The sequence below is a fragment of the Roseomonas chloroacetimidivorans genome, from assembly GCF_049629625.1.
In the GTDB taxonomy this organism is placed as follows: domain Bacteria; phylum Pseudomonadota; class Alphaproteobacteria; order Acetobacterales; family Acetobacteraceae; genus Roseomonas; species Roseomonas chloroacetimidivorans.
Genome location: NZ_JBNBZS010000138.1, coordinates 1 through 9,867, shown reverse-complemented (window position 1 = coordinate 9,867; position 9,867 = coordinate 1). Strand labels below are relative to the sequence as shown.

Below are 9,867 nucleotides of genomic sequence, written 5' to 3'. Positions count from 1 at the left end.
CTGAAGGGCGAGAACCAGTTGCCCAAGCTCATCCAGGGCGTCACATTCAAGAACGGCGTCGAGGTCACCAACACGCCAGCACAGAACGCCGCCTGATCACCGCGTCACCCAAATTCCCGCATAGCTCATCCCGGATGCCAGCTGCCTCGGGATTCGGTGGCGCCGGTCCTTGTTCACTTTGAAGGGCAAGCGCGGTGTCCCCGTCGATCATCGGGGCACTCCAGCCCCATCCCACCCTGCCTCGGACTCAGATCCGATCCATGCACCACGGCCTCCGCCTGCCACACCGCCTCAGGGCACGACGGGTGCGAACAACTCCTCCAGATCCTCCTCGGTCACGGCAAGAGCGCCGCCGGGGCCCGCGCCGAGAATGCCGGCGACGATCGCCTGCTTGCGCGCCTTCAGCCCCTCCATCTTGGTCTCGATCGTGCCCTCGGTGATCAGCCGGTGCACGAAGACAGCCTTATCCTGCCCGATGCGGTGCGCCCGGTCTGTCGCCTGGTCCTCGACGGCCGGGTTCCACCAGGGGTCGTAGTGAATGACCGTGTCGGCCGCAGTCAGGTTCAGCCCCACGCCGCCCGCCTTGAGGCTGATCAGAAAGAGCGGAACCTCCTCAGCCTGGAAGCGCCGCACCGGCGTCGCCCTGTCCCGCGTGTTGCCGGTCAGCTTCACATAGGAGATGCCGGTCCGGCTTAGTTCCGCTTCGATCAACGCCAGCATCGAGGTGAACTGCGAGAAGAGCAGGATGCGGCGCCCCTCGGCCAGCAGCGCGGGCAGCATCTCCATCAGCCGCTCCAGCTTGGCCGAGCGCGCCTTGGCGGCCTTCGCCGTGGCGAGCTTCAGCAGCCGGGGGTCGCAGCAGGCCTGCCGCAGCTTGAGCAGGGAGTCGAGGATGACGATGCCCGAGCGCGCCAGCCCATGCTCGGCGACGGCCTTGCGCACCCTGGCATGCATGGTCAGCCGGATACTCTCGTACACGGCGCGCTGCCCGGCCTCGAGCTCGATCGTCTCGACGATCTCTGTCCGGGGCGGCAGGTCGGCCGCCACTTCGGCCTTGGTTCGCCGCAGCAGGAAAGGCGCCACTCGCCGGGCAAGCATTGCCTGCCGCTCGGTGTCGCCGCCACGTTCGATGGGCGCTCGCCAGAGCCGGCCGAAGCTCTGCCGATCGCCCAGGAAGCCCGGCATCAGGAAGTGGAAAATGGACCACAGCTCGCCCAGATGGTTCTCCAGCGGCGTGCCGGACAGGCAGAGGCGCTGCCGCGCGCGGAGCCGGCCGGCCAACTTGGTGGTCTCGGCCTGCGGGTTCTTGATCGTCTGCGCCTCGTCAAGGACCACAACGTGCCACTCCTGCAGGGTGAGAGCGGTGTGGTCGCGGGTGAGCAGCGGGTAGGTGGTGATGACCAGGTCGTGCGCGCCGATCTGGGCGAAGTCCTGCCCGCGCTCCCGGCCGTGCAGCGCGAGCACGCGCAGGCCTGGTGCGAAGCGTGCCGCCTCGGCTCGCCAGTTCGAGACGAGGCTGGTAGGGCAAAGCACCAGCGCCGGCCGGTCCAGCCGGCCTGCCGCCTTCTCGATCGAGAGGTGCGCGAGGGTCTGCACCGTCTTTCCCAGCCCCATATCGTCGGCCAGCACGCCGCCCAGCCCGGCGGCTCGCAGGAACTGCAGCCAGTCCACGCCCTGGGCCTGGTAGGGGCGGAGAGCGGCCGCGAAATCCTCCGGCAACGCGGCGTGCGGAATGCCGCCGGCGTCGCGGAGCTGACGTCCGAGGGCGCGTATGGCATCGCCGCCTCGCCAGACGACGCCGCTCTCCGCGCTGGCCGCCTCCAGCAGGGCGAGATCAGCGGCACTCGACCGCGGCAGGCGCAGGCGACCGTCGACCAGCTCCGGATCGCGCCCGCCGAATAGCTCCAGCAGTACAGCGAGGAGGGGACGGATGCGGGCTCCTGGCACGGAGAGCAGCCGACCATCGGGGAGGGGAAGCAGGACCGGACCATCATCGTCGCCCTCCGCCAGCTCATCCGATAGTGACCGGGCATCGGGGCCGACGTGGCGGAGGAGATCAAGAAGAGCGGGCAGCAGGTCGACCCGTTCGCCGTCCACCATCGCGCCGAGGCCGATGTCGAACCAGTCGAGCCCGGAACCCTCATGGACCTCGGCAGCCAGGTCGCCCGAGGCCTCCGCCAGGCGGATCGGGAACTCATCCGCGACCTCGACGGTCCAGCCTGCCGCGCGCAAGGCCGGAACCTCGTACAACATCATGTCGATCCAGGCACCGGGATCCGGGTCGAGCAGGAGCCATGCGTCGGCAAACGGATGCTCAGCCAGCGAGGGAAGCAGACCGCTGACGCGTTCGAATTCCATCTCCTGGAGCTGCCGGGCGGCCTCGTATTCAGCGGCGGTGTCTCGGGTGACGCGGTAGAGCTGCCCGTCATGCAAAACTGTGGATGACGCGACGGGGGCGGCCGGAAGCCGAACGGGCCCGTACTGGAAGGAGAGACGCGCCAGGGGCACGCGTGTGGGTACTGGCGCCGCCGGCCCGATCAGGCCGCTGTGGCGCAACGGCGCGTTCGAATCGAAGGGCAGCTCCCCGCTCATGAGAAGAAGGTGCGGCGCTGGCGGCCCTTGAACCGCTTGCGGCGGTGGCATGTCCCTCGGCGGCGGGAGCGGCAGGCCGGGCAGGCGGCGGGCCAACTCGGTCCCGACGTGACGGGCGGCCTCCGGCGGCAGGGCCGGCGCGGCCAGCAGGGTGCGGGCGAGACGGGGTGGCAGGCCCAGTTCCACCGGTCCCAGGACGCCGGAATGGATGTCCACGTACCATGGAGCTGCCAACGGTACGGCCCGCAGTTCCGGGGGCAAGTCGAGGTCCAGGCGTTGTGCCCCGGTCTCGGACACGCGCCAGATCAGCTGCGCGGCGACGGGCGGCCCCTCGCTAAGCCTGGGGCCTCCCTGGCTGGCCCAGCGGCCGCGGCCGGTGGCAAGGATGAGGCGCAGGGTGTCGATGAACTCCCCGCCGTCCTCACCCGTACCGCCCAGAGAGGCGAGCCGGCGAAGAATGCGGCGGTCGGATGGGCGGAGAAACCGCGGCTGCTGGCCCGAATGGAGGAGCTGGGAGGCGCTGTAGTGCTTCGTCCTGTCCGACATGGATCCGTCGCGCCTCAACTCCACGCTGACCAGATCGACCATGAGACCGCCTGACCGTGGTCCAAGCTGTAGGACGTAGAGGAGGCGCTTGCGAATGGCGGGCGGGTAGTCCTCGCTCTCCTCCTCGCGTGCGCCCTCGACGGCGTTCAGCCAGGCGGCGATGTCCGGGGACAGCGCTCCGGCCGAGGAGGCGGCGGCATGCGGACCAGGCATGGTCAGTGAGAGCGGGGCAGGGGGTAGCGCGCCGGCCAGGCGCGGCGGCAACCGTACAGGGATCTCACCAGCCCTCGCAGGGGGCTCGTCATCTCCGGTGCCCTGCTGCTCCTGGTAGGCAAACAGCACGGCTGCCACGTGCTTGCAGTTGTAGCCGACCGGGCAGGAGCACGAGCCGCGAATTGAAACACCGCCGTCGCGGGCCGGGCTGAGATGGATGATCTGCTGGTAAGGTTTGCGGGCACTGCCAAGAACGCTGCCGCGGAGCAGCTGGCCATCGCGCGACGGCGAAACCGACAGCACCAGATCCTCCGCCCAGTATTCCAGGCCAGCCCGGACGGCGCTTCGGGAGACGGCCTGACGGATATCGCTGTCCGTGACGCGTACCACCCGGGTTACTCCGCCATCTGACGTCTACGACACTGGCGATAGCGGCCCGGCAGGGACTTGCCAATACGGAAGTGCCGCCGGTGGGGTTCTGGCAGGCTCTGCGCCAGGATTTCCGGGAGGCGGACCGAGGCAGCCGCCGGTAGTATCCTATTCCTCCTCGAGTGCACCTGCCCCGCCAGCTGGACGGGGGGATCTCAGCGGTTGGTTAGCATGGTGCAGGCTCGTCGGTCACGCCGGAGATGGGGCGTTATCCGGCAAGTCATCCGGTCGCGGCATGTGGTCCCGGCCTTCCTTCGCCAGGATCGCCTAGGCCTTCGAGTGTCGCACGGTTACTGCGGGCAGCGAAGTAGCGTTCGGCCTCGGCCTGAGCACCAAGGCACGAGGCTCGCCACGGTTGAACACGGCCCGGTGTGTGTATAGATAGGTTGCTCCATACACAGGAGGCTGCGATGCGAACCAACATCGATATCGACCAAGCCTTGATGAAGGAAGCAATGGCCGCCACTGGCCAGCCCACGATGAAGGCGACCGTCGAGACTGCACTGCGGCAGGTCGTGAAGATGGCGCGTCAGAGGAAGGCCGGTGAGGAGTTGGCCGGGTTGGGGTGGGTGGGTGACCTCGCCGCCTCCCGTGAGGGACGCTGTCCTTGATCCTGGTGGACACCTCGGTCTGGGTTGATCACCTCCGCGATCGGGGCACGCTGCCGCATGTCCAGCGCCTTCGCGCGCTGTTTGGACAGGAGCCAATCGTGGTGGGCGACCTGATCCTTTTAGAAGTTCTGCAGGGCGCTCCAGATGAACCGCGCGCGCGGAGGATCGAGCGACTGCTCCGCGAGTTCGTCGTGGAGCCGCTGATGAGCGATGGCTTAGCGGTCGAGGCTGCCCGCAACTTTCGACTGCTCCGCGGCAAGGGCGTTACGATCAGAAAGACCGTCGACATGATCATCGCCACGTTCTGCATCGAGCGCGACTACACGCTGCTGCACAACGATCGGGATTTCGACCAGATCGAGGAACACTTGGCTTTGCGGACGTTACCGAACCACTGAACAGCCGCTACACCGGAGAAGACGACTGAATATGCTTTCTCCCGCTGCGCTCAGCCGAAATTGCCGCATAACATTATGTAAAAATAAGGTTGTATTCGGCTTGGGAATCATGCGTTTGACGCCGGCTCCGCGACAGGGTGAATAGGACGGGCCGACGAGGCAGGCGGGTGCCTCAAGCCGGCCCTTACCGCCGGCGGCTGGAGGAGCGCGCGGTGGCTGGCAGCAATGTACCGCAAGTGAGAGCCCGGTGCGAATGGTGCCGTGTCTGCGGCGCCCTCAGCCTCCTGCGGAACGACGGAGCAATTTTCTCGACGCCGCCTCTATCGGCGCTTTAACGACAGCCACTGGACATAGGAATCACGCTAAATCAGACTCTTGTAGTGCCTGTTCCATCCTGCATCCTGTCATGATCCACCGGCCGCTCCGCTCGCACCAGCAACGCCTGGCCGGGGTGGTCGCGGCCATTGCCGCGGGCGAGACCGAGGCGCGCGACATCCTTGCCGCCGTCACCCCAGGCGGGGGCAAGTCCTTGCTGCCGGTGATCGCGGCCAGCCGCTTGGTCGCGGCCGGAGTGGTCGACCGGATCTGCTGGGTGGTGCCGCGCGACAGCCTGCGCCTACAGGCGGAGGAGGCCTTCACCGATCCGTACTGGCGCGAGGCGCTCGGCCACGCCCTCGCCGTGCGCGCGGCCGACAACACACCCGACCCCAGCCGTGGCCTTGCCGGCTACGTCACCACCTACCAGGGCGTCGCCGCCGCGCCCGACCTGCATCTGGCCGAGTTCCGCCGTCATCGGACGCTGCTTGTGGTGGACGAGGTACACCACCTCCCCGCCCTCGCCGACACCGATCCGGTCACGGCCACGCAGACGGCAGAGACGGAGGAGGATCAGGCGAGCGCGTGGTCACGGGCCATACTGCCCTTGCTGGAATGCGCCACCGTCCGGCTTCTGCTGTCAGGCACGCTGGAGCGAGCCGACGGCAAGGGCATCCTCTGGCTACCCTACCGGAAAGGCCCGAAAGCCCGCACGCGCGAGGTCGAGCTGGATGCCCCCGGTTGGGCGGTGGTCGGCTACTCCCGCGCCCAGGCCCTGGCCGAGCGCGCTGTGCTTCCCGTGACCTTCGGCGCCCTCGATGGCGAGGCTAGCTGGCGGGACGAGGACGGCAACGAGCTCGGTCCCCACCGCCTCGCCGGCCGCTACCCCGACGAGACCACCCGCCCTGCCCTCTTCACCGCGCTCCGGACCGGCTTCGCCGAGGCGCTCCTGCGTGAGGCTTTCCTCGCCATTCGCAAGCTGCGCGCGGACCGCCGCCGTCAGCGCGGCCTTCCGCCGGGAGAACCTGCCAGAGGCCTGGGCAAGCTCCTGGTGGTAGCGCCCGACCAGGTGACGGCCCGGCACTACCTCGATGTCGTCCGGCGCTGGATCCCGCCCTCCCAGGCCGAGACAGTGGCCCAGCTCGCGACCTCCGATACGCCCCGCGCGCATGAGCTGCTGGCCGCTTTCCGGCTGCGGCCGGAGCCTTCGGTACTGGTGACAGTCGCCATGGCCTATGAGGGGCTGGACGCGCCGGAGGTCGCCGTCGTCGCCGCCCTGACCCATATCCGCTCGCGCCCCTGGCTGGAGCAGATGGTGGCCCGAGCCACCCGGGTGGACCCGAACGCAGGGGCCTACGAAGCGCAGCAGGCATTGGTCTTCCACCCCGATGACCCGCTTTTCGGGCTCTTCCGCCGGCGCATGGAAACAGAGCAGGGAACGCTTGCCCGGCGGCCCAAGCCCGGACGGGCCCAGAGCTCCCTCCCCCTCTGGCTTCTCGACCAGCTGCCGCCGCCCAAGGAGGGCATCGTGCCGCTCTCCTCCAATGCGCTGGCCCTGCGCTACGACCGCCTTGCCCCCGGGCCGGAACTGGCCATGCGGCGCCCTGAGAGGGAGGCGGCGCAAGAGGAGCTGCTGGAGGCACCCTCTGTCATGGAGCGCCGTCTCCGGGTCCGGCTGGGCGAGATGGTGGCGGCCCAGGCCGTGGAGGACGAGGCCGGCGCGGCAGGCCTCAAGGGCGGTCTCGCCGGACCAGGACTGTACCACCGCTACAACGCCGTCCTGAAGCGCGTGACCGGTGACAAGGCCCGGGCACGCATGACCCTGGCCGAGTTGGAGGCCGCACTCGCCTGGCTGGAGCGTAACCGCCTGGCGGAGCATCTCCACCTCCTGGACGGCGATCCCCGCTACGTCTGGTCTGCTCGCAAGCGCGGCGAGTGGAAGCCACCCACCGGGCGCGCGATGCGTTCCAAGCAAGAGGCGCTTCCGCGCGCGAAATAACCGAATTGCTCAAACGCCCGTCGGCGGTGATCGCCCCTCCCGGGTCGGGTCATGCTGGCCCCTGCCCTATCACCCCAGCGTCACGCGGAATGACCGGGATTATGCGCACCAGCAGCAACACGAGGTGCGCCGTGGAGCGGCCCATGTTCCCGCTCAAGGCCAGAAGCATCATGGAGTGTCCCCGCCAGCCGCCGCATGCTTCATCTGCTTCGCGCGGCAACTGCCCTCGCCATTCTCGCCACAACCTAGGCCGACAGCATCAGCCGGCCTGCGACGGCAGCTCTGGTGCGAGAGCTGACATGGGGTTATGGCGGGCTGATGCCCTCCATCGGCAAAACGGGCCCTGATACTGTCTGGCCCTTGATGCTGCAGCCAGGAGGACTGTCATGGACCACTATGTTGGGCTGGACGTATCGCTGGAGCAGACCTCGGTCTGCATCGTCGACGGCAGTGGCAAGACGCTGTGGCAGGGCAAGTGCGCCTCCACCCCGGAAGCGATCGCCGCGGCCATTCGTGTCAAGGCGCCAGGCGCGGTGCGGATCGGGCTCGAGAGCGGGCCACTGTCGAACTGGCACTGGCACGAGCTGCGGAAGCTCGGCCTGCCCGTGGTCTGCCTGGACGCGCGACACGCCAAGGCGGCACTCGCCTTGCAGCTGAACAAGACGGACCGCAACGACGCCCGCGGCCTGGCGCAGATCGTGCGCACGGGCTGGTACCGCGAGGTGGCGGTCAAGAGCGTGGACAGCCAGCTGGTCCGCTCCATGCTGACGACCCGGGTGCAGCTGGTTCGCATGCGCGTGGACCTCGCCAACCAGATCAGGGGCGTGCTCAAGCCCTTCGGTCTCGTCGCCGGCAAGGGTGGCGGACGGGCCTTCGTGGAGCGGGTGCGAAGCCTTGTTGCGGGTGGGCCGCTCGCGCCGGTCGCCGAGGCGCTCCTGGCGGCTTGGGAGGCGATCAGCAGCCAGGTCGCCGCCCTGAGCCGGCGCCTGGTGGCCATGGCCCGCCAGGATCAGGCGGTGCAACGGCTGATGACGGCGCCCGGCGTCGGAACACTGGTCGCGCTGGCCTATACCAGCGTCATCGACGACCCTGAACGCTTCCCACGATCCTCCAGCGTGGGCGCCTATCTCGGCCTCACGCCACGGCGCTACCAATCCGGTGAGGAGGACTACACTGGCCACATCTCGCGTTGCGGCGACCGCCTGCTCCGGAGCTACCTGTTCGAGGCCGCCGGGGTGATCCTCCACCGCGTGTCGAAGTGGTCGACCTTGAAGGCCTGGGGCACGCGGCTGGCCAAGAAGATCGGCACCAAGAAGGCCACCGTCGCCGTTGCGCGCAAACTCTCCGTGATCCTGCATCGCATGCTGCGCGACGGCAGTGAGTTCCGCTGGTCGGCACGGGAGACACAGCCGGCATGAGCACGCGGTAGCGCAACAGGAGATCCGCCGAACGGGCGGAACGGCGTCCCGTGTCGGGACGGGGTGTTGGCCATCGCGGGGGTTCTGTTGCGGCCCTAATCCAAGGATTGGGTGACCGCGCCGCTGACATCACGAGGCCAATGCTTCCGACACCATCATGCGGCGGCCCATGCCGACCGCGGAGAGAACCGTGATCCGGCCGGGATGCCATTCACCGCGAGGCGATCAAAAAGGGCTTGATCTCCAAGCCCGCCATAAGAGTTGCCCACCGCGAGGATCCCGACCCACGTCGGATGAAACCAGGGCTAAGATGGCGTGCGGTGTCGGCATCGAGGTCGGTTCGTTCATGGTGCCGCGAGCCCGTATAAGAGTTGGACCCGGAGCCCCGCGCGCACCCCGTACTGTCGCCAGGCCCACCAGGGCCGGAGCACGCATCCTAGAGTTCGACATCGTGGGCTCCTCGCCGGCGCCGCACCTGTGCAAGGAGGAGATCATGGAGGTCTTGCATCAGCGCTGCGCCGGGCTCGACGTCCACTGCGACAGCGTCGTCGCCTGCGCCCGTGTTGTCGGCCGTGACGGTATCGAGCACCAGATCGAGACCTTCGGCACGACAACCTCTGAGCTGGAGCACCTGTCGCGCTGGCTTGCGGGTCACGGGGTCACCCAGGTGGCCATGGAGGCGACCGGGGTCTATTGGAAGCCAGTCTGGGCGGTCCTGGCGTGCGAGTTCGAGCTCGTGCTCGCCAACGCGATGCACGTGAAGAATGTGCCCGGCCGCAAAACCGACACGAGTGATGCGGCGTGGCTGGCTGACCTGCTGGCGCACGGCCTGATCCGCGCCAGCTTCGTCCCGCCCCTGGCAGTTCAGGCCCTGCGTGACCTTACCCGCACCCGAAAGCAGCTCACCCGTGAGAAGGTCTCGCATGCCGAGCGCATCGATAAGCTCCTGCATGCGGCCAACCTCAAGCTCGGCTCGGTCCTGTCCGACATCATGGGCACCAGCGGGCGGGCCATCCTCGATGCGCTAGCCGAGGGGGAGACCGACCCTGAACGCCTTGCGGGCCGGGTGCGGACGCGCATTCGGGCCTCCCGCGCCGACGTCGTCGAAGCCCTCCGGGGCCGGATGGCTGACCATCAGCGCCTGCTGCTGAGGATCCATCTCGGTCAGGCGGGAGCTATGCGGGAATTTGGGTGACGCGGTGATCAGGCGGCGTTCTGCGCTGGCGTGTTGGTGACCTCGACGCCGTTCTTGAATGTGACGCCCTGGATGAGCTTGGGCAACTGGTTCTCGCCCTTCAGCCTGCGCCAGGTCTTGGCCGCGGCCATGACGAGCTTGAACACCATGA

Annotated in this window: 5 protein-coding genes and 2 pseudogenes; 5 read left to right on the top strand and 2 right to left on the bottom strand. The window is 68.1% G+C overall.

The window, feature by feature from the left end; genetic code table 11:
- Positions 1-291: 291 nt before the first annotated feature.
- Positions 292-3,741 (bottom strand): DEAD/DEAH box helicase, encoded by a 3,450-nt coding sequence (locus ACO1BU_RS34505; RefSeq protein WP_424140434.1) that lies wholly within the window; start codon positions 3,739-3,741, stop codon positions 292-294.
- Between the two features lie 449 nt (positions 3,742-4,190).
- Here ACO1BU_RS34505 and ACO1BU_RS34500 point away from each other — a divergent pair, with 449 nt between their 5' ends.
- The 5 genes and pseudogenes from ACO1BU_RS34500 to ACO1BU_RS34480 all read left to right on the top strand — a co-directional run.
- Entirely contained in the window at positions 4,191-4,391 is a 201-nt protein-coding gene (locus ACO1BU_RS34500; protein WP_424140433.1) for a type II toxin-antitoxin system VapB family antitoxin, read from the top strand.
- Between the two features lie 5 nt (positions 4,392-4,396).
- The gene (gene vapC, locus ACO1BU_RS34495) at positions 4,397-4,789 is read left to right on the top strand and encodes a type II toxin-antitoxin system VapC family toxin (RefSeq protein WP_424140435.1); all 393 of its coding nucleotides are present in this window, start codon (positions 4,397-4,399) and stop codon (positions 4,787-4,789) included.
- A 406-nt stretch (positions 4,790-5,195) separates the two neighbouring features.
- On the top strand, positions 5,196-7,103 hold the full coding sequence (locus tag ACO1BU_RS34490; RefSeq protein ID WP_424140432.1) for a DEAD/DEAH box helicase: 1,908 nt from the start codon (positions 5,196-5,198) through the stop codon (positions 7,101-7,103).
- A gap of 386 nt (positions 7,104-7,489) precedes the next feature.
- Entirely contained in the window at positions 7,490-8,521 is a 1,032-nt protein-coding gene (locus ACO1BU_RS34485; RefSeq protein WP_424140431.1) for an IS110 family RNA-guided transposase, read from the top strand.
- Positions 8,522-9,014: 493 nt separating this feature from the next.
- Positions 9,015-9,701, top strand: a pseudogene (locus ACO1BU_RS34480) (IS110 family transposase); the annotation flags it as partial.
- A 23-nt stretch (positions 9,702-9,724) separates the two neighbouring features.
- On the opposite strand, the pseudogene ACO1BU_RS34475 reads toward ACO1BU_RS34480, so the two are convergent.
- Positions 9,725-9,867 (bottom strand): annotated as a pseudogene (locus tag ACO1BU_RS34475) (IS256 family transposase); the annotation flags it as partial.

Excerpts from the sequence above, each read along its gene's own strand:
- ACO1BU_RS34490 (WP_424140432.1), top strand. The coding sequence starts at position 5,196 with ATGATCCACCGGCCGCTCCGCTCGCACCAGCAACGCCTGGCCGGGGTG.
- ACO1BU_RS34485 (WP_424140431.1), top strand. The coding sequence starts at position 7,490 with ATGGACCACTATGTTGGGCTGGACGTATCGCTGGAGCAGACCTCGGTC.
- ACO1BU_RS34500 (WP_424140433.1), top strand. The coding sequence starts at position 4,191 with ATGCGAACCAACATCGATATCGACCAAGCCTTGATGAAGGAAGCAATG.